Consider the following 23,674-nt stretch of genomic DNA (forward strand, 5'->3'; position numbering starts at 1 on the left):
TTCCTCAGGTGAAGACGAGAAGGGTGACCGCCGGCGTTGCGTCGGTCCTGGCACTGTCGCTGGGTGCTGCCGCGTGCGGCGGCGGAGGTGACGACAACGACGGGGGAGGCAACGGCAAGAAGGACGCCGCGCTGAACTCGATCGTCAACGCGTCGGACAAGAAGGGAGGGACCGTCACGTACGAGCACTCGGACGTGCCGGACTCCCTCGACCCGGGCAACACGTACTACGGCTGGGTCCAGAACTTCTCCCGCCTCTACGGCAGAACGCTCACCACGTTCAAACCGGCTGCGGGCAAGGAAGGCCTGGAGGTAGTGCCGGACCTCGCCGAGGGACTCGGCAAGTCCAGCCCGGACGCCAAGACCTGGACGTACAAGCTGCGTGCGGGTGTGAAGTTCCAGGACGGCACCCCGGTGACGTCCAAGGACGTGAAGTACGCCATCGAGCGCTCCAACTTCGCGCCCGAGGCGCTGTCCAACGGCCCGACGTACTTCAAGTCGTACCTGGAGGGCGGTGACAAGTACAAGGGCCCCTACAAGGACAAGTCCGCCGAGGGCATCAAGTCCATCGAGACGCCGGACGACCGGACGATCGTCTTCAAGCTGAAGCAGCCGTTCGCCGACTTCGACTACCTGGCGACGTTCTCGCAGACGGCTCCGGTGCCGCAGTCCAAGGACACCGGTGCGAAGTACGTGCAGGCCATCCAGTCCTCCGGCCCGTACCAGTTCCAGTCCTACGAGGAGGGCCGCGGCGCCACCCTCGTGCGCAACAAGCAGTGGGACGCCAAGACGGACCCGGTCCGCAAGGCCCTGCCGGACAAGATCACGATCAAGTTCAAGGTCAACCCGGTCACGGTCGACAACAACCTGCTCTCCGACAAGATCACGGCTGACGCGGCCGGCACGGGTGTGCAGCCGCAGACCCAGCCGAAGGTGCTGCGCGGCAAGTACGCCAACCAGACGGACAGCTCCTACGCGGGCGCCACGCAGTACATCGCGCTCAACGTCAACGTGAAGCCGTTCGACAACGCCGAGTGCCGCAAGGCCGTGCAGTGGGGCCTCGACAAGCAGTCGGTGCTCGACGCCATGGGCGGTTCGCCGAAGGGCGACGTGGCGACCACGCTGCTGCCGCCGTCCGTGAACGGCTACACCAAGTTCGACACCTACGCCACCGACGGTCACAAGGGTGACGCGGCCAAGGCCAAGGCGGCGCTGAAGGCGTGCGGCAAGCCGAACGGCTTCGACACCATCTTGACCGCCCGCTCCGACCGCCCCGCCGAGATCGCCGCCGCGACCGCCACCCAGGCGTCGCTGAAGAAGATCGGCATCAACGTCGAGATCAAGCAGTTCCCCTCCGGCAAGTACTTCTCCAACTTCGCCGGTGTCCCGAGCTACGTCCACGACAACAAGCTCGGCATGCTCTCGATGGCGTGGGGTGCCGACTGGCCGACCGGCTACGGCTTCCTCGACCAGATCATCAACGGTGCCGCGATCAAGCCCTCGGGCGGCAACAACCTGATGGAGCTGGACGACCCGAAGATCAACAAGGCCCTGACGGACGCGATCGCCAACACCGACGACGCGGCCCGCACCAAGGCCTGGGGTGACATCGACAAGATGGTCCTCGACAACGCCTCGGTCGTCCCGCTGGTCTACCGCAAGAACCTGCTGCTCCGGCCGACGTCCGCGAACAACGTCACCGTCACGCAGGCCTACCTCGGCATGTACGACTACCTGCTGATGAGCTCCTCGAAGTAATTCAGCAGGCCGGATCCTTTCGAAAGGCAGGTGAAGGCACCGGGTGGCCGCGGCGGACGACCCCGCCGCGGCCACCCGGGGCCGTACAGCTGTGGCTGCGTACATCCTCCGACGCGTCATGGGCGCGGTGCTGTTGCTGCTGGTGGTCAGCGCAGTCACCTTCGCCATCTTCTTCCTCGTCCCCCGCCTCGGGGGGCAGACGGCCGACCAGTTGGCCACCCAGTACGTCGGCAAGGACGCGAACCCCGAGTCCGTCGCCGCGATCAAGCAGAACCTGGGGCTTGATCTGCCCGTCTACGAGCAGTACTGGAACTTCGTCAAGGGCATCGTGGCGGGCGCGGACTACCGGTTCGGTCCCGACGCGACGCACTGCAGCGCACCCTGCTTCGGGTACTCCTTCAAGAACCACGTCGAGGTGTGGCCCCAGCTCCTGGAGCGGATCCCCGTCTCCCTCTCGCTGGCCGTCGGTGCCGCGGTGATCTGGGTGGTCTTCGGTGTCATGACCGGTGTCATCTCGGCGCTGCGCAAGGGCAAGCCGATCGACCGCACCGCGATGTTCATCGCCCTCGCCGGCGTTTCGCTCCCGATCTTCTTCACCGGCCAGATCCTGCTCGCGCTCTTCGTCTACGAGATCCCCATCTGGGACAGCGTCGACTACGTCCCGTTCACCGAGAACCCCGCGGAATGGGCCTGGCACCTGGTGCTGCCCTGGATCAGCCTCGCCTTCCTCTTCTCCGCGCTCTACGCCCGGCTCACCCGGGCGGGCATGCTGGAGACGATGAGCGAGGACTACATCAGAACGGCCAGGGCCAAGGGTCTGAAGGAGACCACGGTCGTGGCCAAGCACGGCCTGCGCTCCGCTCTCACCCCGATCGTCACGATCTTCGGCATGGACTTCGGCATCCTCATCGGCTCCGCGGTGCTCACGGAGACCGTCTTCTCGCTCCAGGGCATCGGCGCCTACGCCATCCAGTCCATCCAGACGAACGACCTGCCGATCATCATGGGCGTGACGATGGTCGCCGCGTTCTTCATCGTCTTCTGCAATCTGATCGTCGACCTGGTGTACGCCGCCATCGACCCCCGGGTGAGGTACTCGTGAGCAAGCTCGACAAAGCCGCGCTCGGCGAACCGGACACCACCGCCGCGTCCGCCCCGGACGACGTGTTCCTGTCCGTCCGTGATCTGCGCATCCACTTCGACACCGACGACGGTCTGGTCAAGTCCGTCGACGGCGTCAGTTTCGACGTGCGCAAGGGCAGGACCCTGGGCATCGTGGGCGAGTCCGGCTCCGGCAAGTCGGTCACGTCGCTCGGCGTGATGGGCCTGCACCGCTCGGCGCGCGCCAAGGTCTCCGGCGAGGTCTGGCTGGACGGCCAGGAGCTGATCGCGGCCGACCCCGACGCCGTACGGCGGCTGCGCGGCCGGAAGATGGCCATGATCTTCCAGGACCCGCTGTCGGCGATGCACCCGTACTACTCGGTCGGGCAGCAGATCGTCGAGGCGTACCGCGTCCACCACGACGTCAGCAAGAAGGCCGCCAAGCAGCGGGCGATCGAGATGCTCGACCGCGTCGGCATCCCCGAGCCGGCCGAGCGCGTCAACGGCTACCCGCACGAGTTCTCCGGCGGTATGCGCCAGCGCGCCATGATCGCCATGTCGCTGGTGAACAACCCCGAGCTGCTCATCGCCGACGAGCCGACCACCGCCCTGGACGTCACCGTGCAGGCGCAGATCCTCGACCTGATCCGGGACCTGCAGAAGGAGTTCGGCTCCGCGGTCATCATGATCACCCACGACCTGGGTGTGGTCGCCGAGATGGCCGACGACCTGCTGGTCATGTACGGCGGCCGGTGCATCGAGCGCGGCCCCGCCGAGGACGTGTTCTCCGAGCCCCGCCACCCCTACACCTGGGGCCTGCTCGGCTCGATGCCGCGTCTGGACCGCGACGAGACCGACCGGCTCATCCCGATCAAGGGCGCGCCGCCCTCCCTCATCAACCTCCCGTCCGGCTGCGCCTTCCATCCGCGCTGCCCGTACGCGGACATCCCCAAGGACGACGTCACCCGCACGGTCCGCCCCGAGCTGACCGAGGTCGGCGGCTCGCACTGGGCCGCCTGCCACATGACGCAGGAGCAGCGGGAGCGTATCTGGACCGAAGAGATTGCGCCGAAGCTGTGAGCGACGACAAAACGGTGAGCACACCGGACACCAGCGCGGGCACCCTCACCAAGGGCACCACCGCCGACGGCGAGGTCCTGCTGAAGGTGACCGGCCTTCAGAAGCACTTCCCGATCCGCAAGGGCCTGCTCCAGCGGCAGACCGGCGCGGTGCGTGCCGTCGACGGCATCGACTTCGAGGTGCGCCAGGGCGAGACGCTCGGCGTCGTCGGCGAGTCGGGCTGCGGCAAGTCCACCATGGGCCGGCTGATCACCCGGCTGCTCGAACCGACCGGCGGTTCGGTCGAGTTCCAGGGCAAGGACATCACGCACCTGAAGACCGGCGAGCTGCGCCCCATGCGCCGCGACGTGCAGATGATCTTCCAGGACCCGTACTCGTCGCTGAACCCCCGCCACACGATCGGCACGATCGTCGGTGCCCCCTTCCGGCTGCAGGGCGTCGATCCCGAGGGCGGTGTGAAGAAGGAGGTCCAGCGGCTGCTGTCGGTGGTCGGCCTCAACCCCGAGCACTACAACCGCTATCCGCACGAGTTCTCCGGCGGCCAGCGCCAGCGCATCGGCATCGCCCGCGCGCTCGCGCTCAACCCCAAGCTGGTGGTGGCGGACGAGCCGGTCTCCGCGCTGGACGTGTCGATCCAGGCGCAGGTGGTGAACCTGCTGGACGACCTCCAGGAGGAACTGGGCCTGACGTACGTGATCATCGCGCACGACCTGTCGGTCGTCCGGCACGTCTCCGACCGGATCGCGGTGATGTACCTCGGCAAGATCGTCGAACTGGCGGACCGCGACAAGCTGTACAAGTCGCCGATGCACCCGTACTCCAAGGCCCTGCTGTCGGCCGTGCCGATTCCGGATCCCAAGCGCCGGGGCGTCAAGAGCGAGCGCATCCTGCTCAAGGGCGACGTGCCCTCGCCGATCGCCCCGCCGAGCGGCTGCCGCTTCCACACCCGCTGCTGGAAGGCGACGCAGATCTGCAAGACGACCGAGCCGCCGCTCAAGGAGCTGCGGGTCGGGCAGCAGGTCGCCTGTCACCACCCGGAGAACTTCGAGGACCAGCAGCCGCAGGACACCAAGCTGCTGTCCTCGGCCAAGGAGGTCGCCGCGGAGAACGGCGGCGCCACCCCCGTGGAGAAGTGAGTCCGGCCGAGCCCCCGCCCTCGCACATCAGGGCGGGGGCTCACCCGTGGGTGAAAATGTCGGGGTGCTCCAGCAACTCTTCAGCCCGTCCGTCCAGCACACGCTCGACCTGATCGGCATCTTCGTCTTCGCGATCTCCGGCGCCCTGCTGGCCGTGCGCAAGAACTTCGACGTGTTCGGCATGGCCGTCCTCGCCGAGGTCACCGCCCTGGGCGGCGGCCTGTTCCGCGACCTGGTCATCGGGGCCGTACCGCCCGCCGCCTTCACGGACCTGGGGTACTTCCTCACCCCGCTGCTCGCCACCCTCCTCGTCTTCTTCCTGCACCCCCAGGTGGAGCGCATCCAGGGCGCGGTGAACGTCTTCGACGCGGCCGGCCTCGGCCTGTTCTGCGTCGCCGGCACGATCAAGGCGTACGAGTACGGGCTCGGCCTGACCGCCTCCGCCGGCCTGGGTCTGACCACCGCCGTGGGCGGCGGTGTGCTGCGGGACGTCCTCGCCAACGAGGTGCCCTCGCTGCTGCGCTGGGACCGCGACCTGTACGCCGTCCCGGCCATCGTCGGCTCCGCCCTGGCCGCCCTGTGCCTGCGCTACGACGCGCTGAACCCGCTCACCAGCGGGCTCGCGGTGGTCACCGCCTTCGCACTGCGCCTGCTCGCGATGCGGTACCACTGGCGAGCTCCGCGGGCGTGGCACCGGCGGTCGACGGTGAGCGAGGAGGAGCAGCCCGTCCTGCCGTGACAGGGCGCAGGCCCATCTCCTGGGTCAGCCAGCGGAACACCGGGACCACCTGCGGCCGCCACAGCGCCATGTTGTGGCCGCCCGCGCTCTTCGGGATGTACACCACGTGCACGGTCGTCGGCGCCTTCGCGGTCTGCTCCAGGGCCACGGCGGCCTCGTAGCCGTCGCGCGGCTGGCCGGAGAGGTACAGCGCGATGCGCGGCGGGACGGGCGCCCTGCGCAGCATCAGGTAAGGGTTGTTCTCGGTGCGCAGGGCGGGGCTCTGCGCGGTGAGCGAGTCGCGTTCGCCGATCGGGTCGTTGTAGCCGGACAGGCTGACGGCGGCCCGGTAGCGGTCGGGGTGGGCGACGGCGAGCCTGGCCGCGCAGTGCGCCCCGGCCGAGTAGCCGGCGACGGCCCAGCCCTGCGGGGCGGACTCGGCGCGGAAGTTGTCCAGGACCATCTTCGGCACGTCGACGCTCAGCCAGGTGTCGGCGTTGACCGTGCCCGGGATGTTGGCGCAGCCGGTGTCCACACCGGCCAGCAGGTTGGTGCGGGGCGCGACCAGGATGAACGGGGCCACCCGGCCCCCACGCATCAGCGGCTCCAGCTGCTCGTGCGCGTGCAGCGAGCCGAACCACGCCTTCGCCGAGCCGGGGTAGCCGGGCAGCAGCTCCACGACCGGGAACCTGTGGTGCCGGTAGGCCGGTTCGCCGTACTGGGGCGGCAGCCACACGTAGACCTCGGCGTTCACACCCGACACCCGGCCCCTGAGCTGGGTCACCCGCACCCCGCCGGCCGCGCCCATCCCGGGTCCGGTGGCGGGCTCGAAGGTCTGCCGCACCTTGGGCAGCCGCTCGAGCGAGATGCCGCCGGTGCCGTCGGCGCCCAGATTCGCCGCCTGCTGCACATGGTCGCCGGTGCCGAGCAGGTCGGCCCAGTTGTCGTACAGGTTGTTGGCGTTGTTGACCAGCGTGAAGACCAGGGCCACGGCCGTCCCCTGCGCGAACAGCAGCATCAGCGCCCGGGCCGCGGTACGCAGGGCCCGGGGCCCGCGGACGCGTGACCACAGGACCAGCGGCAGTGCGAGGGCGGCGACGGACAGGACGACCAGCGTGCAGAGGAACGGTGTTCCGGTGAGGCTCATGCTCCTGCAGAGGGCGGAAGGGGCGTGAGGGTTTACGGACGAGTCGGACACTTACCGAGAAATTGCCCGAGTCTCACCCGGGCGTGACCGGCCCGGACCTGAACTGGAAAGCTACCGCTTAGTAGTAAGTTCTTGTACTGTTCAGCCATGCCAGAAGCAGCCACCGCCCCGGCCGCCCGGGCCACGATCGGCGACAGCGAGTTCGACCGCGACACCGCGCTCACCCGCCGCGCGCCGGGCGTCTACGACATCGACCTCTCCGCCGGCTGGACGATCATCAGCGCCGTCAACGGCGGCTACCTGCTGGCCGTCCTGGGCCGTGCCCTCGCGGACACCCTGCCGCACGCCGACCCCTTCACGATCTCGGCGCACTACCTGACCGCGTCCCAGCCCGGCCCGGCGGTCGTCCGCACGGACGTCGTCCGCACCGGCCGCACCCTGTCGACCGGCCAGGCCTCGCTCTTCCAGCGCGACGACGAGGGCCGCGAGGTGGAACGCATCCGCGTCCTCGCCTCCTACGGCGACCTGGACGCCCTGCCCGACGACGTCCGCACCACGGCCCGGCCGCCCGCGATCCCGCCGCTGGAGCACTGCTTCGGCCCCGAGGACGGGCCCGCCCCCGTCGACGGCAGTTCGGCCATCGCCGACCGGCTGATGCTCAAGCTCGACCCGTCCACCCTCGGCTGGGCCCTCGGGCAGCCCTCCGGCAAGGGCGAGATGCGGGCCTGGTTCGGACTCAAGGACGGACGCGACCCCGACCCGCTCTCCCTGCTGCTCGCGGTCGACGCCCTGCCGCCCACCGCCTTCGAGATCGGGCTGAAGGGCTGGGTCCCCACCGTCGAGCTGACCGTGCACGTCCGCTGCCGCCCGGCCCCGGGCCCGCTGCGGGTGTCGATCACCACGCGCAACCTCGCCGGCGGCTTCCTGGAGGAGGACGCCGAGGTGTGGGACAGCACGGACCGGCTGGTCGCGCAGTCCCGGCAGTTGGCGCGGGCCCGGCTGGGCTGAACTTTGCCTCGCTGACAGGCAGGTCACAGGGCGGCCCCAAGGGAGGCCCAAGCGGCGTTGGTTGAGTACTCGCCTCACGACTCCCTCATCTTCCCTGGAGCTGTCTCTCATGAAGCGTGTGCGTCTTCTCCCCGCCGTGGCCCTGCTGGCGCTCTCGCCCCTGGCCCTGGTCGCCTGCGGCTCGGGTGACTCCTCTTCCTCCTCGAACAGTGGCGGCGGGTCCGAGCGGCAGGCCTGTCAGGCACCCTCGGGGGCGGCTTCGGGCGCTCCATCCGGTGCTCCTGCCGGGGCCCCTTCCGGCGCGCCCTCGGGAACTCCGTCGGGTGCCGCCTTGGCGGGTGCCAAGCCGACGGGTGCGCCCTCCGGGGCTCCTTCGGGGATGCCCGGCGGCGCGCCGGGGGGCGGGCAGGGCGGCCAGGGCGGTCCCGGCGGGGGCCAGGGCGGTGGCTGCGGCGGCCTGGGTGACGGCGGCCAGGCCACGGGCGGGCAGGGGCAGCAGTCGCAGAAGGAGCAGTAGGAGTAGTAGGCGCAGGGGCGCTGGGTGCGCTAGGCGCAGGAGAGGCCGGTTCGGGTGCGCCCGGGGCACGGCGAGGGCGGCGCGTCCGGTGAACGGGCGCGCCGCCCCCGCGCGTTGTCCGAGGGCGTCAATCCAGCCAATGCTGCCGGCCGAGGCCGATCAGCCGCATCTGGCGGGTCGCAAGCCGGGTGAGGCGCCGGGTGCGCTCCGCGCGCTCCTCCTCCGGCCCCTCCAGGGCCTCCAGGAACAGCGACGCCGTGCTCAGCATCTGGTCGACGTAGAGATGCGCGAGCATCAGCAGGTCGTCCTCGCTCCAGCCGCGGGACATCGAGTCCTTGGCCAGTTCGTCCTTGACCTCCTGGGCGAACCGGGCCAGTTGGTCCCGTATCGCCTCCCGGACCGGCTGAACTCCGCCATGTCGTTCACGGGCGATGAACCGGACATGGGCGGGGTACCCGTCGACGTGACGGGCGATCAGGTCGATGGCGCGCGTGATGCGTTCCTCGTGGTCACCCGTCGTGGACACCGTCGTCCGGATCATCGGGTGCAGGCTGCCCAGCGCCTCCTCGACCAGGGCCACGCCCAGATCCGCCGTGGAGCGGAAGTGGCGGTAGAAGGCGGTCGGGGCGACACCGACGGCGCGGGTGACCTCGCGCAGTCCCAGGCTGCTCAGGCTCTGCTCCTCCAGCAGCGCGAGGGCCGCGTCCAGGAGTGCCTGCCGGGTCTTCTGCTTCTGGGCCTGCCGGATGCCGAGGGTGTGACTCATACCATGCAGTTAACAACTGTTCTCTGGAATTGAAAAGTCATGAGAGGCGCTAGACTGGGAAGTCAGTGAACAACTGTAACTACAACCGTTCACCGAAACCCTGGGAGCTGTTACCCGTGCTGTTCATCGTCGCCGCACTCCTGCTGCTGGGTGTCGTGCTGGGCACCGTGGCCCACGCGCCGCTCACCTTCTCCGTCGCCGTCGGTGCCGTCATCGCCGTCTGGCTCGGCATCTTCGCGCTGCGCGAGCGCGGCCGCCGCCGCCACACGCAGGCCCACTGACACCGACCACCACCTTTTCGAACCGACTTCGGGAGTCGATCACCATGCAGCTCACCGCTCCGGCCTCACGCCGCACCGGCATCCGTGACACCGACGGCATGGCCGTCGCGTCCTTCATCCTCGGCCTGCTCGGCCTGCTCGTGCTCAATCTCTTCCTCGGCCCGATCGCCATCGTGCTGGCGAGTGTCGCCCTGTGGCGCGGCACCGAGCGTCGCGGCCGTGCGTGGCTCGGCCTGGGTCTGGGCGTTGCCGACCTTCTGGTCCTCGCGGCCTTCATGGAGTTCGACAGCACCATCTCGTGGAGCTTCTGAGCCGCCGTCGGACAGCCGTCCGCCGGTACGCCGCGGCCGGGCCCGGGGACGACGGGCCGTCGCCGCGCCGGAAAGCGGTTCACGTTCGGCCAGCCTTGCTCTGAGGCCGGTCGAAGGGGAGCCGTAGAATCGGGCTCACCATGGCTTACCTCGACCACGCCGCGACCACCCCGATGCTCCCGGAGGCGGCAGAGGCGCTCACCGCCCAGCTGGGTGCCACCGGCAACGCGTCCTCCCTCCACGCATCCGGCAGGCAGGCCCGCCGCACCGTCGAGGAGGCCCGCGAGACCCTCGCCGAAGCCCTCGGCGCCCGCCCCAGCGAGGTCGTCTTCACCTCGGGCGGCACGGAGGCCGACAACCTCGCAGTCAAGGGCCTCTACTGGTCGCGCCGCGACGCCGACCCGGCCCGCACCCGCGTCCTCGCCAGCCCCGTCGAACACCACGCGGTCCTCGACGCCGTGCACTGGCTCGGCGAACACGAGGGCGCCACCGTCGAGTACCTGCCGGTCGACTCCCACGGCCGCGTCCACCCGGACGCCCTGCGCGAGGCGATCGCCCGCAACCCCGACGACGTGGCCCTCGCCACCGTCATGTGGGCGAACAACGAGATCGGGACCGTCCTGCCGATCCGTGAACTCGCCGAAACCGCAGCCGAGTTCGCAGTCCCGCTGCACTCGGACGCCGTCCAGGCCTTCGGCCAGATCCCCGTGGACTTCGCCGCCTCCGGCCTCGCCGCGATGACGGTCTCGGGCCACAAGATCGGCGGGCCCTACGGCATCGGCGCGCTGGTCCTCGGCCGGGAGCACGCCCCCGTACCGGTCCTGCACGGCGGCGGCCAGGAGCGCCATGTGCGCTCCGGCACCCTCGACGTCCCCGCCATCGCCTCCTTCGCCGTAGCCGGGCGGCTGGCCGCCGAGCAGCGCGAGTGGTTCGCCCGCGAGATCGGCGCCCTGCGCGACGCCCTCGTCAGCGCGGTCCGTTCGGCCGTGCCGGACGCGATCCTCGGCGGTGACCCGGACCCGCAGCGGCGCCTCCCGGCGAACGCGCACTTCACCTTCCCCGGCTGCGAGGGCGACTCCCTGCTGCTCCTGCTCGACGCCCAGGGCATCGAGTGCTCCACCGGCTCCGCCTGCACCGCCGGCGTCGCCCAGCCCAGCCATGTCCTCCTCGCCACCGGCACCGACCCCGACCTGGCCCGCGGCACCCTGCGCTTCTCCCTCGGCCACACCTCCACCGAGGCCGACATCGAGGCCCTGGCGAAGGCCATCGGCCCGGCGGTGGAACGGGCGCGGGCGGCGGGACTGACGTAAAGGGTGTTGCCGACGGGCCCGGACGGTCAGGCCGGTGTCGTACCCGCCCGCCGCACCAGACGCATGTACTTCTCCCAGTCCCAGTGCCGCCCCGGGTCCGTGTGGTCCGTGCCCGGCACCTCCACGTGGCCGATGATGTGCTCGCGGTCGACCGGGATGTCGTAGCGCGCGCATATCCGGGCGGTCAGGCGCGCCGAGGCCTCGTACATCTCGTCCGTGAGGTCCTGCGGGCGGTCCACGAAGCCCTCGTGCTCGATGCCGACACTGCGCTCGTTGTAGTCGCGGACGTGGTACGCCACGTCCAGCTCGCGGATCATCTGCGTGACGTGCCCGTCCTGCCGGACGATGTAGTGCGTGGCCGCCTTGTGCCCCGGGTCCTGGAAGGCCTTCACCGCACTGTCGAAGCTGCCCTGCGTGACATGGACGATCACCATGTCTATGCCGAAGTCGTCGGGCCGGTCCGCACGGCGCCAGTTCGCGTCCGACGCCGCCACCCAGCGCGCGCCCGTGTAGTCGACCGCACCTTCCACACGCGGCTTCTCGACGCCCGGGGCGCGCCACCACAGCCGCGCCAGCTCGTCTCGGGCCAGCACGGCGGAGCCCGCCGCGGCCACCGTCCCGCCGATCAGCAGCGCGCGACGGCCGATCTTCCGGTCGCCGTCCTTCGAAGCCTTCCGCTGTCCCATGTGATCGACAACGGATACTCGGCGGCCCTGGTTCCCGCGCCCCCTTACCCTGGAAGGGTTATGACTGAAACCCCGCAGCGCCCCCGCCCCCTCCGCGTCCTGGCCGCCATGTCCGGCGGAGTCGACTCCGCCGTCGCCGCCGCCCGCGCGGCCGAAGCGGGCCATGACGTGACCGGCGTCCACCTCGCGCTCTCCGCCAATCCCCAATCCTTCCGGACCGGCGCGCGGGGCTGCTGCACCATCGAGGACTCACGCGACGCCCGCCGCGCCGCGGACGTCATCGGCATCCCGTTCTACGTGTGGGACCTCGCCGACCGCTTCCGCGAGGACGTCGTCGAGGACTTCGTCGCCGAGTACGAGGCCGGCCGCACCCCCAACCCCTGCCTGCGCTGCAACGAGAAGATCAAGTTCGCCGCCCTCCTCGACAAGGCGCTCGCGCTCGGCTTCGACGCGGTCTGCACGGGCCACTACGCCCAGGTGATCGTCCGCGAGGACGGCACCCGCGAACTGCACCGCGCCTCCGACATGGCCAAGGACCAGAGTTACGTCCTCGGCGTGCTGGACGACCGGCAGCTCGCCCACGCGCTGTTCCCGCTCGGCGACACCGTCACCACCAAGGACGAGATCCGCGCGGAGGCCGAGCGCAGGGGCCTGGCCGTGGCCAAGAAGCCCGACTCGCACGACATCTGTTTCATCGCCGACGGCGACACCCAGGGCTTCCTCGCGAACCGGCTCGGCCGCTCCGAGGGCGACATCGTCGACGAGTCCGGCAACCGGCTCGGCACCCACGAAGGCGCGTACGGCTTCACCATCGGCCAGCGCAAGGGCCTGCGCATCGGCACCCCGGCCCCCGACGGCAAGCCGCGCTACGTCCTGGACATCTCTCCGGTGGACAACACGGTGACCGTCGGCCCGGCGTCCGCCCTGGACGTCAGCGCCCTCACGGCCATCAAGCCCCGCTGGTGCGGCGCCGCCCCCACGGGCCCCGGCAGCTACACCGCCCAGCTGCGCGCCCACGGCGGCGAGACCGAGGTCACCGCCGAAGTCGTCGACGGTTCCCTGGAGGTCGTCTTCACCGAGCCCGTCCGCGGCGTCGCCCCCGGCCAGGCGATCGTGCTGTACGACGGCACGCGCGTGGTGGGCTCGGCGACGATCGCCTCGACGGTGCGGGCGACGGCGGGCGTGGCCTGATCCCGCCGCCGGACCCGGCGGCGGGCTCCACGCGCGCGTGCCCCCGTGCCGCCCGACTCAGTCCCGGCTGAAGAACTCGGTCAGCACCGGCGCCAGCACGTTCGGCTCGACCATGTGCGTCTGCCCCTGGAGCGTGCGGTACGTGCCCTCGGGGACGGAGTCCGCGATCGCCCGGGCCGACTCGCGCAGCCACCCCGGGCTCGCGTCGCCCGCGACCGCCAGGACGGGCACACCGACCGAGCCCAGCCGGGAGCGGGGGACGCGGCCGTCCCGCATGACGGCGTCGTCGTAGGCGAGGCTGGAGGCCATCGCCTCCATGCCGGCCCACATGGGGGACTGGCGGGCGCCCTGGATCACCCCCTCGGCCAGGCCGGTCAGCCGCAGGAACAGTTCGACCGCGTCCCCGCGCCGCCCCTCGCCGAGCGCCTCCGTCAGCCGCTCGGTGTACTCGGCGCGCTCCTTGACGCCCTCCTCGGACATCGCGAACGGCGTCTCGTAGACGGCCACACGCCGCACCGGCAGGCCGCTGGCCGCCGCCTCCAGCGCCAGTGCACCGCCCGAGGAGATGCCGTACAGGAGTGCCTCGCCGCCCACCGCCTCGATCACCGCGGCCAGGTCCTCGACCTCACGCTCCACGGCGTACGGCGCCGTGTCCGCGCTGGCGCCGCGGCCACGGCGGTCGTACACCACGGCCTGGAAACGCTCCGAGAGCGACACGGCCAGCGGCGCCAGAGTGCCGCCCGTCGACATCGCGCCGCTCACCAGGACGACCGCGGGGCCGCGGCCGGTGCTCTCGTAGGCGATGCGGGTGCCGTCGCGCGAAAGGATCTTCTTGTCCATGCTCATGCAGACTGCCGCACGGCGCGGTGTTCATCGATGAGGCGGGCGGCGCGTCAGCCGATCAGAACACTTCCACCTCGTAGAAGCACAGGTGGTCCTTGATCTCGGCGACGTCCGGCTTGGGGTCCGGATACGCCCAGACGAGGTCCGTCGCGTCCGGCAGGGACCAGTAGGAGGCGGTGCCCTTGAACGGGCAGTACGTCTGGGAGCCGGACGGCGTCAGCAGGTCCAGGCGGACGTCCTCGGGCGGGATGTAGTACCGCTCGGGACAGCCCGTCTCGCGCAGGACCAGCGACCGGTCGCTCTCCGCCAGCACCTGCCCGCCGTGCACCACGCGCACGTGCCCGCCGCTCGGCTCGATGGTGATGCGATGCCCTGTGGTCACGATCGCCCCTCCTCGGGTAGCCGACTCCTTGGGTACAGCGCAGGCTGAAGCGGAGTTCTTCCCTTGCGGCAGGAGGTCCCCATGCGCGCCACGGAAACGGCCGGAAACCGCTCCAGTCCGCTGCACCAGCTCCGGTACGCCCTGCGCCACCCGGAGCGGGTACCCGCGCACGCCCGGCGCGTGGTGCGGGACGCCTGGCTGCGGCTGCGCCACCCCGACCACATCGCGTACTACCGGGCCGTGATGGCCTCGGACGCGGCCCGCAGCACCGAGGCGGCGGTGGGGCACAACCCCTCGCGCGAGCAGTGGGCGCGGATCGGCCGCATGCAGTTCGACTACCTGGTGGGCCACGGCCTCCAGCCGCACCACCGGATGCTGGAGATCGGCTGCGGCAACCTGCGTGCCGGGCGGCTGTTCATCGGCCACCTCGACACCGGGCACTACTACGGCATCGACATCTCGCCGCACATCCTGCTCGCCGCCCAGGACACCCTCGTGGCCGAGAAGCTCCAGCCCAAACTGCCCTACCTGGCCCTCGCCGACGACCTCACCTTCGCCTTCCTGCCGGACGCGCACTTCGACGTCGTGCACGCGCACAGCGTCTTCTCGCACTCGCCGCTGCACGTCATCGAGGAGTGCTTCGCCCACGTCGGCCGGATCCTCGCGCCCGGCGGGTTCTTCGACTTCACCTTCGACCGCACCGAGGGCGAGGAGCACCAGGTTCTGCACGAGGACTTCTACTACCGGACGCGGACCCTCACCGGCCTCGCCGCGCGGCACGGCCTGGACGCCCGGTTCATGGACGACTGGGAACGCCTCCCGCACCGGCAGTCCAAAATGCGGGTCACCGCGGCGGCGGACCGGGCCCGTACGGTGGGTTCATGAACATCTGTGTCTTCCTGTCCGCCGCCGACCTCGACGAGCGCTACACCCGTCCCGCGCGGGAGTTCGCCAAGCTGCTGGGCAAGGGCGGTCACACGCTCGTGTGGGGCGGCTCCGACGTCGGCCTGATGAAGGTGGTCGCCGACGGGGTGCAGGAGGCGGGCGGCCGGCTGGCCGGCGTCTCCGTGCAGTTCCTCGCGGCCAAGGCCCGCCCGGGCGTCGACGAGATGGTCATCGCGAAGGACCTCGCCGAGCGCAAGAAGCTGCTCCTGGAGAGGGCCGACGCCGTGGTGATCATGGTGGGCGGCACGGGCACGCTCGACGAGGCGACCGAGATCCTGGAGCTGAAGAAGCACGGGCACACCGACAAGCCGGTGGTCCTGCTCAACACCGCGGGCTTCTACGACGGCCTGAAGGAGCAGTTCCGCCGCATGGACGCCGAGGGCTTCCTGCCCCGGCCGCTCACCGACCTGGTGTTCTTCGCCGAGGAGCCGGTGGGGGCCCTGGCGTACCTGGAGGAGAGCCGGGGCATCGAGTGATCCGGGGCTGATGCGAGCATGGCGGGCATGGCTACTCATGTGATCACCGGAGCCGGCTCCGGCATCGGCGCGGCCGTGGCCCGCCGCCTGCACGCGCGCGGGGACGACCTCGTGCTGCACGCGCGCGACGCGGGCCGTGCCAAGGAGCTGGCGGCCGAGTTCCCCGGGGCGCGGACCCTGGTCGGCGACCTCGCCGACCCCGACAAGCTCTCCTGGGCCTTCTCCCACCAGTCGCTGCCGGACCGCGTGGACTCGCTGCTGCACATCGCCGGCGTCGTCGACCTCGGGCCGGTCGGCGAACTCACCCCGAAGACCTGGCGCCATCAGCTCAACGTCAACCTGATCGCTCCCGCCGAGCTGACCCGTCACTTCCTGCCCCAACTGCGCGCCGCCCGCGGCCACGTGCTCTTCGTCAACTCCGGCGCCGGCCTCAACGCCCACGCCGACTGGTCCGCGTACGCCGCCTCCAAGCACGGCCTGAAGGCCCTCGCCGACTCCCTGCGCCACGAGGAGCACGCGGGCGGAGTCCGCGTCACCTCGGTCTACCCCGGCCGCACGGCCAGCCCCATGCAGGCCAAGGTCCACCAGCAGGAGGGCAAGGAGTACGACGCCTCGAAGTGGATCGACCCGGAGTCGGTCGCCACGACGATCCTCATGGCCCTGGACCTGCCGAGGGACGCGGAGGTCAACGACCTGACGGTGCGCCCGGGAGGCTGACCCGGCCAGGGCGCTGCGTAGGCTGCTCCGGTGAGCGAAAACAGCCAGTTCAGGTTCGGCGCCGCCACCGGCGTGGGGTCCATGCCGGGCGGCGACGCCCGTGAGGCCGCCAAAACCGTCACCGGCACCTTCGAGGACTTCCCCTTCCTGCCCGAACTGCCCGCCCGGGGGCCGGGCGCCGACATGATCGGACGGACGGCCGGCCTCCTCGTCGAGCTGTACGCGCGCGTGGAGCCCAGCGGATGGCGGCTGGGGGACCGGCCGGGGCGCGACACCAAGCGGGCCCGCTCCTGGCTCGGCGAGGACCTCGACGCCCTGGAGGAGTGCACGCAGGAGTACGAGGGGCCGCTGAAGGTCCAGGCCGTCGGCCCCTGGACCCTCGCCGCCAACCTGGAGATGAGGAACGGCGAGGCCGCCGTCTCCGATGCCGGGGCCAGCCGTGACCTCGCGGCCTCCCTCGCCGAGGGACTGCGTGTGCATCTCGCCGAAGTCCAGCGGCGGATCCCCGGCGCGCAGCTCGTCCTCCAGCTCGACGAGCCGTCCCTCACCCCCGTCCTGCGGGGCCAGGTGAAGAGCGCCAGCGGTTACCGCACCCACCGGGCCGTCGACCGGCAGCTCGTCGAGCAGACGCTGCGCGACCTCGTCGGGGTGCACACCGACGGCCCCGTCGTCGTGCACTCCTGCGCCCCCGACGTCCCGTTCGCCCTGCTCCGCCGGGCCGGCGCGGCCGCGGTCTCCTTCGACTTCTCCCTGCTCACCGAGCGTGACGACGAGGTGATCGGGGAGGCCGTGGAGGGCGGCACCCGGCTCTTCGCCGGTGTCGTCCCGTCCACGGGGGACGCATTGTCAGACCCTGCCGGTAGCGTCATGGGTGTCAGGACGCTGTGGCGCAGGCTGGGGCTGTCACCGGGGCTTCTCGCGGAGGCGGTCACGGTCACCCCGGTGTGCGGACTCGCGGGGGCCTCCCCGGGGTACGCGCGCACGGCTCTCGCGCACTGCGCCCGGGCGGCGAGATCCCTCGCGGACAACCCAGAGTAACGGGAGGACGACACGGTGGCCGGCGACAAGCAAGCGGAGACGACGACGGTGCCCGCCGAGGCACGGGAGAAGCACGCGCGCCTCGCGGAGCAGATCGAGGAGCACCGCTTCCGCTACTACGTGAAGGACGCTCCCGTCGTCAGCGACGCGGAGTTCGACCAGCTGCTGCGTTCCCTGGAGGCGCTGGAGGAGGAGCACCCGGAGCTGCGCACCCCGGACTCACCGACCCAGAAGGTCTCCGGGTCCTACGAGACGGAGTTCACGGCGGTCGAGCACCGCCAGCGCATGCTCTCCCTCGACAACACGTTCAACGACGAGGAGATGGCCGCCTGGACGGAGCGCATCGCCAGGGAACTGGGCGAGCAGAAGTACCACTTCCTGTGCGAGCTGAAGGTCGACGGCCTCGCCGTGAACCTCACCTACGAGCACGGCCGCCTCACCCGCGCGGCCACCCGCGGCGACGGCCGCACCGGCGAGGACATCACACCGAACGTGCGGACGATCGCGGAGATCCCCGACCGCCTCAAGGGCGACGACGTCCCCGACCTCGTGGAGATCCGCGGCGAGGTCTACTTCCCGATGGAGAAGTTCCAGGAGCTCAACGCCCGCCTCGTCGAGGCCGGTGACAAGCCCTTCGCCAACCCGCGCAACGCGGCGGCCGGTTCACTGCGCCAGAAGGACCCGCGCGTCACGGCCACCCGCCCCCTGCACATGGTGGTCCACGGCATCGGCGCCCTGGAGGGCTTCACCGGCCTGACCCGGCTCTCCCAGGCCTACGACCTCCTCAAGACCTGGGGCCTGCCCACCTCCCGGCACAACAAGGTGGTCGACGGCCTGGAAGGCGTACGGGAGTTCATCGCCTACTTCGGCGAGAACCGCCACTCCGTGGAGCACGAGATCGACGGCGTGGTCGTCAAGCTCGACCAGATCCCCCTCCAGGGCCGCCTCGGCTCCACCTCGCGCGCCCCGCGCTGGGCGATCGCGTACAAGTACGCGCCGGAGGAGGTCAACACCAAGCTCGTCAACATCCGCGTGGGCGTGGGCCGCACGGGTCGCGTCACTCCCTACGCCCAGGTCGAGCCGGTCACGGTCGCGGGCTCCGAGGTCGAGTTCGCCACGCTGCACAACCAGGACGTGGTCAAGGCCAAGGGCGTCCTCATCGGGGACACGGTCGTGCTGCGCAAGGCCGGTGACGTCATCCCGGAGATCCTCGGCCCCGTCGCCGACCTGCGCGACGGCACCGAGCGCGAGTTCGTCATGCCGGGCGAGTGCCCCGAGTGCGGTACGGCGCTGCGGCCGATGAAGGAGGGCGACGTCGACCTGCGCTGCCCCAACGCCCGTACTTGCCCGGCCCAGTTGCGCGAGCGCCTGTTCTACCTCGCGGGCCGCAAGGCCCTGGACATCGAGCACTTCGGCTACGTCGCCGCCGCCGCCCTCACCGCCCCGCTGGAGCCGAAGACCCCGCCGCTGGCCGACGAGGGCGACCTGTTCGACCTCACCATCGAGCAGCTGCTGCCCATCAAGGCGTACGTCCTCGACCCGGACAGCGGGCTGCCCAAGCGCGACCCGAAGACCGGCGAGGAGAAGGTCGCCACGATCTTCGCCAACCAGCAGGGCGAGCCCCGCAAGAACGCGGTCGCCATGCTGGAGAACATCGCCGCGGCCAAGGAGCGCCCCCTCGCCCGCCTCCTCACCAGCCTGTCGATCCGTCACGTCGGCCCCGTCGCCGCCGAGGCGCTGGCCCGCGAGTTCCGCTCGATCGAGCGGATCGACCAGGCCACGGAGGAGGAACTGAAGAACACCGACGGCGTCGGCCAGATCGTGGCCACCGCCGTCAAGGAGTGGTTCGCCGAGGACTGGCACCGCGAGATCATCCGCAAGTGGAAGGCCGCCGGCGTCCGCCTGGAGGAGGAGAGCACCGGCGAGGACGAAGGGCCGCGCCCCCTCGAAGGCCTCACCGTCGTCGTCACGGGCACCCTCGAACACTTCACGCGGGACGGTGCCAAGGAGGCGCTGCAGAGCCGCGGAGCGAAGGTGACCGGCTCGGTTTCGAAGAAGACCTCGTTCGTCGTGGTGGGGGACAGCCCCGGGACGAAGTACGACAAGGCGATGCAGCTGAAGGTTCCGGTTCTGAACGAGGAGGGTTTCGGGGTCCTGCTGGAGCAGGGACCGGACGCGGCGGCCGAAGTCGCCCTTTCGGCCGAGGAGTAGCGGTTGAAGGCCACCCGTTCGGCGCATACCAGATGCATACGGGTGGCTGAGGCGCATTCGGGCAACCGTCGGCGACCGCTGCCCGTGGAAGCCTTCTGCGGCCTACTGTTGAGATGTGCGCCTGCCGTGCCCAGCTGCGGTCGGGGCATCTTCGTGCTCGCACAGAGCGCGGGGAAGGGTTTTCGGGCGCGGGCCGTTGAGGGTTGTCGGGCACCGGGCCGCGGGGCGTGGGCACCGCCGGCTGTGAGAGGGACGGGAATGGAACCGACCGAGAGCGCCGTGCGGGGCTCACGGCTGCGCCTGCGCCGCTTGGCGGTCGCATGGCGCGCAGTCCGTGGGGCCGGGCGGCCGGCGGGACGTCCGGTTACGGAGGTGCGCGCCGTCGGACAGTACACCCCGCAGGGGCGTGGCGGCGGGGGGCGCGCCGCGGACGGCCCCGGCGCACAGCCGATCACCGAACATCCGCCCGGACTGACCGGCGCGGACGACGCGGACGGCGAACAGCACCACTCCTGGCCCGCGCTGCCCGCGGCCGTCGTCGCGGCGGCCGGATTCGTCCTGGGCGCCGGCTTCTACCGCGCCTTCACCGGCGGCCACGCGCTCTTCCCGGCGGGCACGGCCGGCTGGGCGCTGGCCGTGCTCACCGGCATCATCGTCGGCCACCTCGTCATGCTGGGCCGCTCCCGCTGGTGGGGCGGCACCGGCTCGGGCGCCGCCCTCACCCTCGCCGTGCTGCTGCTCTACGGCTGGGTTCCGGCCGGCATGGTCAGCCTCACGGTCGTCGTGCTGGTCGGCATAGCCCGCCGCAACCGCTGGCGCCAGGGCGTGCTGCACGGTGCGGTCGACCTCCTCGGCATCGGCGCCGGCGCACTCGTGCTGGGCGTCTTCGGAACCGTGCCGTCCGTCGAGTCCCCGGCGGATCCCGCCGCCTGGACGCTCGCCACGGCACCCGAGGTGGTCCTGGTCGCCGTCGCCTACCTGATGGTCACCCGCGTCCTGCTCTGGTATCTGCACGCCCCGCGCCCCGGACTGCCCACCGTCGCCCGCACCGCCCTGGCCAGACAGGGCCTGGTCGCCGTCGCGCTGCTGGGCATCGCGCCGCTGGTCTGCGTGGTCGCCGTGGCCAAGCCGATCCTGCTGCCGCTGTTCTCCATCCCCCTGATCGCCCTGGACTCCACCCTGTGGATAGCCAGGGCCCGGGCGGAGGAGCAGCTGCGCGACCCGCTGACCGGGCTGCCCAACCGCCAGTGGCTGCTGGAGCGCATCTGGACCGCGCTGGACGACGCGGAGCGGATCGACGCCCGCGCCGCGCTGATGCTGATCGACCTCGACCGGTTCCGGTCGGTCAACGACACGCTCGGTCATCTCGCCGGTGACCGGCTGCTGCTGCAGATCGCCGACCGGCTGCGGGTGGCCCTGCCACGCGGGGCGGAGGCCGCCCGGCTCGGCGGGGACGAGTTCGCCGTCTTACTGCCGGTCGCCGACTCCACGACCTCCGCGACCCGGATCGCCCGCAACCTCGTCGCCGCCCTCAGCTCCCCCCTCGACCTCGACGGTCTCACCCTCGTCCTGGAGGCCAGTGCCGGAGTCGCCGTCTTCCCCGACCACGCCCTGGACGCCGAAGGGCTGCTGCGGCGGGCGGATGTGGCGATGTACCAGGCGAAGCGGGACCGCACCGGTGTCGAGGTCTACGAGTCCAAGCGCGATTCCAACACCCCCGACCGTCTCGGCCTGCTGGGCGATCTGCGCCGCGCCCTCGACGCACACGAGGTGCATCTGCACTACCAGCCCAAGGTCCGCTTCGACGGGCAGGTCGCGGGCCTGGAGGCCCTGGTCCGCTGGGTGCACCCGGAGCGGGGCAAGGTGCCGCCGGACGAGTTCATAGCGATCGCCGAGTCCTCGGGTCTGATGCCGCATCTCACCGAGTACGTGCTGGAGACCGCGCTCGGCCAGGTCGCGCACTGGCGCGACCAGGGCCTGTTCGTCCCGGTCGCGGTGAACGTCTCCCCGCGCGACGTGCACAGCCCCGGCTTCGCCGGCTCCGTCGCCGCCCGGCTGGCCCGGCACGGCGTCCCGGCGGGAGCGCTCCAACTGGAGATCACCGAGCACGTCCTCCTGGAGGACCCGCAGCGCGCCGCCGACACCCTCAACCAACTGACCGCGCACGGCGTGAAGATGTCCCTGGACGACTTCGGCACGGGCTACTCCTCGCTCGTGCACCTGCGCCGGCTCCCGGTCAGCGAGCTGAAGATCGACCGTTCGTTCGTGGCCCGGCTCGCGGTGGACACCGAGGACGCCGAGATCGTGCGCTGCACAGTCGACCTGGCCCACTCCCTCGGCCTGCTCGTCGTCGCCGAGGGCGTCGAGGACGACGAGACCTGGGAACGCCTGCGCGACCTCGGCTGCGACGCCGTCCAGGGCTGGCTGGTCGCCGCCGCGATGCCCCCGGAGGAGACCACGGCGTGGCTGCGGGCGCGGGGGCCCCGGGGGTGGCAGCGACCGCGTGCCGCGTTGCCCGCGGCGACGGCCGACGAGTAGGCCGGCCCCCCCGCTTGTTCGGCTCGCAGGCTGCTGCACTTCCCTCGGGTGAGCGCTCAGCTCGTGCCGGGCGGCACGAAGTGGCCGATCAGCAGTGCCAGTCGTCGCTCGTGTGCCTCCTCGGGTAGCCGACCGCTGCGCATCAGGGTCACCAGCCCGTGCAGCCCGGCCCAGTACGTCTCCGTCAGCAAACCCGTGTCCTCGCCGTCCGCCGCGATCGGCAGGACGGCCTGCAGCAGTTCACCGAAGGCGTCCTGGAGAGCGGCCGGCGCCTCGGGGGTGGCGAAGGGCAGGTCCACGGCGAGCGTGAAGATCACGTCGTAGAGCGCGGGCCGCCGCCGGGCGAAGGCGGTGTACGCGCCGCCCACCGCCGCCAGTGCCTCGCGGGCGCTCCCGGCCGCCGTGCGCGCCGCCCGCAGCTCGTCGGCCAGGTCCGCGCAGCCCTGCACCGCCACCGCCGCCATGATGGCGCCCTTGCCCTTGAAGTGGCTGTAGAGGACGGGCTGGCTGTACTCGATCTCCTCGGCGAGCCGGCGCGTGGTCACCGCGTCCCAGCCTTCCGCCTCCGCCAGTTCCCGTGCGGCCGTCACGATCAGCCGCTCGCGTTCCGCTCGTTCGCGCTCCCGGCGCGTCTGGATCGTCATGGGCCGAATTCTAGCACTGCTAGCGTTCCTGCCGATGCTCTGCTAGCTTCGCTCTTGTCCCTAGCGCTGCTAGAAACTCAAAAAATCGGAGAGAGCCATGACCGTCACCGCCTACACCCTGGCCGTCGTGCTCAACCTGTTCTGCCTGTTCCTCGGCTACCGGTTCCTGTTCCAGCCGGCTGCCGCCGCCGCCGGTTACGGCGTTCCGGCCGACCCCGGCGGCGATGCCGGGGCCTACCTGACGATCAAGGGCCTGCGGGACGGCACTCTCGGGCTGGTCGGTCTGGCGCTGCTCGCCTTCGCGGGGGCCGGAGCCGAGGCCTGGTTCATGCTCGCCGTGGCACTCGTACCGCTGGGCGACACCCTGATCGTGCTGCGCCACGGCGGTACGAAGGCGGTGGCCTTCGGGGTCCACTTCGCCACCGCGGTCATCGTCCTGATCAGCGCCGGACTGCTCTTCGCGGTCTGAGGGCGCCCCGACAGGCATCCGGGGCGGCAAACCGTTTCACGGGCACGGCCCCCAGCCCCATAGGATTAGGCCACACCACATTCACTCACCCCAGAGGATCGCTGCATGCCTGGCATCACGCGCGAGGAGGTCGCCCACCTCGCCCGGCTGGCGCGTCTGGAGCTGAAGCCCGAAGAGCTCGACCACTTCGCGGGACAGCTGGACGACATCATCGGCGCGGTCGCCCGCGTCAGCGAGGTCGCCGACCAAGACGTACCGCCGACCTCGCACCCGCTCCCGCTGACGAACGTCATGCGCGCGGACGAGGTCCGTCCGTCGCTCACCCCCGAGCAGGCGCTCTCCGGCGCCCCGGCCCAGGAGCAGCAGCGTTTCAAGGTGCCGCAGATCCTGGGGGAGGACTAA

The 23,674-nt window shown here is 71.0% G+C and carries 25 protein-coding genes; 19 read left to right on the plus strand and 6 right to left on the minus strand.

What is annotated here, in order from left to right; translation table 11 throughout:
* The first annotated feature begins 23 nt into the window (after window positions 1–23).
* The 5 genes from CEB94_RS28225 (at window position 24) to CEB94_RS28245 (ending at window position 5,813) form a co-directional block, all read left to right on the plus strand.
* Complete coding sequence (locus tag CEB94_RS28225) at window positions 24–1,757, plus strand: ABC transporter substrate-binding protein (RefSeq protein WP_246111936.1); 1,734 nt, start codon at window positions 24–26, stop codon at window positions 1,755–1,757.
* A 91-nt stretch (window positions 1,758–1,848) separates the two neighbouring features.
* A complete protein-coding gene (locus CEB94_RS28230) occupies window positions 1,849–2,859 on the plus strand; it encodes an ABC transporter permease (RefSeq protein WP_062931643.1) in 1,011 nt (336 codons plus the stop codon).
* Complete coding sequence (locus CEB94_RS28235) at window positions 2,856–3,938, plus strand: ABC transporter ATP-binding protein (protein ID WP_175434853.1); 1,083 nt, start codon at window positions 2,856–2,858, stop codon at window positions 3,936–3,938. Before CEB94_RS28230 ends, CEB94_RS28235 begins: the two co-directional genes overlap by 4 nt.
* A 14-nt stretch (window positions 3,939–3,952) precedes the next feature.
* On the plus strand, window positions 3,953–5,074 hold the full coding sequence (locus CEB94_RS28240) for an ABC transporter ATP-binding protein (RefSeq protein ID WP_246111937.1): 1,122 nt from the start codon (window positions 3,953–3,955) through the stop codon (window positions 5,072–5,074).
* Between the two features lie 64 nt (window positions 5,075–5,138).
* Window positions 5,139–5,813: a trimeric intracellular cation channel family protein gene (locus CEB94_RS28245; protein WP_175434855.1), complete on the plus strand. Its 675-nt coding sequence runs from the start codon at window positions 5,139–5,141 to the stop codon at window positions 5,811–5,813.
* Here CEB94_RS28245 and CEB94_RS28250 read toward each other — a convergent pair.
* Window positions 5,704–6,939 carry an alpha/beta hydrolase gene (locus CEB94_RS28250; protein WP_175434856.1) on the minus strand — a complete coding sequence of 412 codons (1,236 nt, stop codon included), beginning with the start codon at window positions 6,937–6,939 and terminating at the stop codon, window positions 5,704–5,706. The two genes, CEB94_RS28245 and CEB94_RS28250, sit on opposite strands and share 110 nt — an antisense overlap.
* A 147-nt stretch (window positions 6,940–7,086) precedes the next feature.
* On the opposite strand from CEB94_RS28250, the gene CEB94_RS28255 reads away from it, so the two are divergent.
* Both CEB94_RS28255 and CEB94_RS41110 read left to right on the plus strand, forming a co-directional pair.
* Window positions 7,087–7,947, plus strand: coding sequence for a thioesterase family protein (locus CEB94_RS28255; RefSeq protein ID WP_175434857.1), 861 nt, complete (start codon window positions 7,087–7,089; stop codon window positions 7,945–7,947).
* Window positions 7,948–8,326: 379 nt separating this feature from the next.
* Window positions 8,327–8,464 (plus strand): hypothetical protein, encoded by a 138-nt coding sequence (locus CEB94_RS41110; RefSeq protein WP_246112234.1) that lies wholly within the window; start codon window positions 8,327–8,329, stop codon window positions 8,462–8,464.
* Between the two features lie 127 nt (window positions 8,465–8,591).
* Here CEB94_RS41110 and CEB94_RS28265 read toward each other — a convergent pair whose 3' ends face one another.
* On the minus strand, window positions 8,592–9,230 hold the full coding sequence (locus tag CEB94_RS28265) for a TetR family transcriptional regulator (protein WP_175434859.1): 639 nt from the start codon (window positions 9,228–9,230) through the stop codon (window positions 8,592–8,594).
* 116 nt (window positions 9,231–9,346) lie between these two features.
* Here CEB94_RS28265 and CEB94_RS28270 point away from each other — a divergent pair, with 116 nt between their 5' ends.
* From CEB94_RS28270 to CEB94_RS28280, 3 genes are all read left to right on the plus strand, one after another.
* Window positions 9,347–9,511: a hypothetical protein gene (locus tag CEB94_RS28270; RefSeq protein ID WP_031103608.1), complete on the plus strand. Its 165-nt coding sequence runs from the start codon at window positions 9,347–9,349 to the stop codon at window positions 9,509–9,511.
* 44 nt (window positions 9,512–9,555) lie between these two features.
* Entirely contained in the window at window positions 9,556–9,822 is a 267-nt protein-coding gene (locus tag CEB94_RS28275) for a DUF4190 domain-containing protein (RefSeq protein WP_175434860.1), read from the plus strand.
* Window positions 9,823–9,962: 140 nt separating this feature from the next.
* Window positions 9,963–11,132 carry a cysteine desulfurase family protein gene (locus CEB94_RS28280; protein ID WP_175434861.1) on the plus strand — a complete coding sequence of 390 codons (1,170 nt, stop codon included), beginning with the start codon at window positions 9,963–9,965 and terminating at the stop codon, window positions 11,130–11,132.
* A gap of 26 nt (window positions 11,133–11,158) precedes the next feature.
* Here CEB94_RS28280 and CEB94_RS28285 read toward each other — a convergent pair whose 3' ends face one another.
* The gene (locus tag CEB94_RS28285; protein ID WP_175434862.1) at window positions 11,159–11,818 is read right to left on the minus strand and encodes an N-acetylmuramoyl-L-alanine amidase; all 660 of its coding nucleotides are present in this window, start codon (window positions 11,816–11,818) and stop codon (window positions 11,159–11,161) included.
* A 60-nt stretch (window positions 11,819–11,878) separates the two neighbouring features.
* Here CEB94_RS28285 and mnmA point away from each other — a divergent pair, with 60 nt between their 5' ends.
* A complete protein-coding gene (mnmA, locus tag CEB94_RS28290; protein ID WP_175434863.1) occupies window positions 11,879–13,009 on the plus strand; it encodes a tRNA 2-thiouridine(34) synthase MnmA in 1,131 nt (376 codons plus the stop codon).
* 57 nt (window positions 13,010–13,066) lie between these two features.
* Here mnmA and CEB94_RS28295 read toward each other — a convergent pair whose 3' ends face one another.
* Window positions 13,067–13,849, minus strand: a complete 783-nt coding sequence (locus tag CEB94_RS28295; protein WP_175434864.1) for an alpha/beta fold hydrolase — start codon at window positions 13,847–13,849, stop codon at window positions 13,067–13,069.
* 61 nt (window positions 13,850–13,910) lie between these two features.
* On the minus strand, window positions 13,911–14,234 hold the full coding sequence (locus CEB94_RS28300; RefSeq protein ID WP_175434865.1) for a DUF427 domain-containing protein: 324 nt from the start codon (window positions 14,232–14,234) through the stop codon (window positions 13,911–13,913).
* A gap of 81 nt (window positions 14,235–14,315) precedes the next feature.
* On the opposite strand from CEB94_RS28300, the gene CEB94_RS28305 reads away from it, so the two are divergent.
* From CEB94_RS28305 to CEB94_RS28330, 6 genes are all read left to right on the plus strand, one after another.
* Window positions 14,316–15,119 carry a class I SAM-dependent methyltransferase gene (locus CEB94_RS28305; RefSeq protein ID WP_175434866.1) on the plus strand — a complete coding sequence of 268 codons (804 nt, stop codon included), beginning with the start codon at window positions 14,316–14,318 and terminating at the stop codon, window positions 15,117–15,119.
* Window positions 15,116–15,655 (plus strand): LOG family protein, encoded by a 540-nt coding sequence (locus CEB94_RS28310; protein WP_175434867.1) that lies wholly within the window; start codon window positions 15,116–15,118, stop codon window positions 15,653–15,655. Before CEB94_RS28305 ends, CEB94_RS28310 begins: the two co-directional genes overlap by 4 nt.
* 18 nt (window positions 15,656–15,673) lie before the next feature.
* The gene (locus tag CEB94_RS28315; protein WP_175434868.1) at window positions 15,674–16,372 is read left to right on the plus strand and encodes an SDR family oxidoreductase; all 699 of its coding nucleotides are present in this window, start codon (window positions 15,674–15,676) and stop codon (window positions 16,370–16,372) included.
* A gap of 30 nt (window positions 16,373–16,402) precedes the next feature.
* A complete protein-coding gene (locus CEB94_RS28320; RefSeq protein ID WP_175434869.1) occupies window positions 16,403–17,410 on the plus strand; it encodes a methionine synthase in 1,008 nt (335 codons plus the stop codon).
* Between the two features lie 15 nt (window positions 17,411–17,425).
* Complete coding sequence (gene ligA, locus CEB94_RS28325; protein WP_175434870.1) at window positions 17,426–19,621, plus strand: NAD-dependent DNA ligase LigA; 2,196 nt, start codon at window positions 17,426–17,428, stop codon at window positions 19,619–19,621.
* 258 nt (window positions 19,622–19,879) lie between these two features.
* On the plus strand, window positions 19,880–22,159 hold the full coding sequence (locus CEB94_RS28330) for a putative bifunctional diguanylate cyclase/phosphodiesterase (protein ID WP_175434871.1): 2,280 nt from the start codon (window positions 19,880–19,882) through the stop codon (window positions 22,157–22,159).
* A gap of 56 nt (window positions 22,160–22,215) precedes the next feature.
* Here CEB94_RS28330 and CEB94_RS28335 read toward each other — a convergent pair whose 3' ends face one another.
* A complete protein-coding gene (locus tag CEB94_RS28335; protein ID WP_175434872.1) occupies window positions 22,216–22,803 on the minus strand; it encodes a TetR/AcrR family transcriptional regulator in 588 nt (195 codons plus the stop codon).
* 97 nt (window positions 22,804–22,900) lie between these two features.
* On the opposite strand from CEB94_RS28335, the gene CEB94_RS28340 reads away from it, so the two are divergent.
* On the plus strand, window positions 22,901–23,272 hold the full coding sequence (locus CEB94_RS28340) for a DUF4267 domain-containing protein (protein ID WP_175434873.1): 372 nt from the start codon (window positions 22,901–22,903) through the stop codon (window positions 23,270–23,272).
* 105 nt (window positions 23,273–23,377) lie between these two features.
* Entirely contained in the window at window positions 23,378–23,674 is a 297-nt protein-coding gene (gene gatC / locus CEB94_RS28345; RefSeq protein WP_018531282.1) for an Asp-tRNA(Asn)/Glu-tRNA(Gln) amidotransferase subunit GatC, read from the plus strand.

Source organism: Streptomyces hawaiiensis (assembly GCF_004803895.1).
GTDB classification, from domain to species: Bacteria; Actinomycetota; Actinomycetes; order Streptomycetales; family Streptomycetaceae; genus Streptomyces; species Streptomyces hawaiiensis.

Coding starts and splice junctions, on each gene's coding strand:
- CEB94_RS28250 (WP_175434856.1), bottom strand. CDS start 6,939: ATGAGCCTCACCGGAACACCGTTCCTCTGCACGCTGGTCGTCCTGTCC.
- CEB94_RS28255 (WP_175434857.1), top strand. CDS start 7,087: ATGCCAGAAGCAGCCACCGCCCCGGCCGCCCGGGCCACGATCGGCGAC.
- CEB94_RS41110 (WP_246112234.1), top strand. CDS start 8,327: ATGCCCGGCGGCGCGCCGGGGGGCGGGCAGGGCGGCCAGGGCGGTCCC.
- CEB94_RS28265 (WP_175434859.1), bottom strand. CDS start 9,230: ATGAGTCACACCCTCGGCATCCGGCAGGCCCAGAAGCAGAAGACCCGG.
- CEB94_RS28275 (WP_175434860.1), top strand. CDS start 9,556: ATGCAGCTCACCGCTCCGGCCTCACGCCGCACCGGCATCCGTGACACC.
- CEB94_RS28280 (WP_175434861.1), top strand. CDS start 9,963: ATGGCTTACCTCGACCACGCCGCGACCACCCCGATGCTCCCGGAGGCG.
- CEB94_RS28285 (WP_175434862.1), bottom strand. CDS start 11,818: ATGGGACAGCGGAAGGCTTCGAAGGACGGCGACCGGAAGATCGGCCGT.
- mnmA (WP_175434863.1), top strand. CDS start 11,879: ATGACTGAAACCCCGCAGCGCCCCCGCCCCCTCCGCGTCCTGGCCGCC.
- CEB94_RS28295 (WP_175434864.1), bottom strand. CDS start 13,849: ATGGACAAGAAGATCCTTTCGCGCGACGGCACCCGCATCGCCTACGAG.
- CEB94_RS28305 (WP_175434866.1), top strand. CDS start 14,316: ATGCGCGCCACGGAAACGGCCGGAAACCGCTCCAGTCCGCTGCACCAG.
- CEB94_RS28310 (WP_175434867.1), top strand. CDS start 15,116: ATGAACATCTGTGTCTTCCTGTCCGCCGCCGACCTCGACGAGCGCTAC.
- CEB94_RS28315 (WP_175434868.1), top strand. CDS start 15,674: ATGGCGGGCATGGCTACTCATGTGATCACCGGAGCCGGCTCCGGCATC.
- CEB94_RS28330 (WP_175434871.1), top strand. CDS start 19,880: ATGGAACCGACCGAGAGCGCCGTGCGGGGCTCACGGCTGCGCCTGCGC.
- CEB94_RS28335 (WP_175434872.1), bottom strand. CDS start 22,803: ATGACGATCCAGACGCGCCGGGAGCGCGAACGAGCGGAACGCGAGCGG.
- CEB94_RS28340 (WP_175434873.1), top strand. CDS start 22,901: ATGACCGTCACCGCCTACACCCTGGCCGTCGTGCTCAACCTGTTCTGC.
- gatC (WP_018531282.1), top strand. CDS start 23,378: ATGCCTGGCATCACGCGCGAGGAGGTCGCCCACCTCGCCCGGCTGGCG.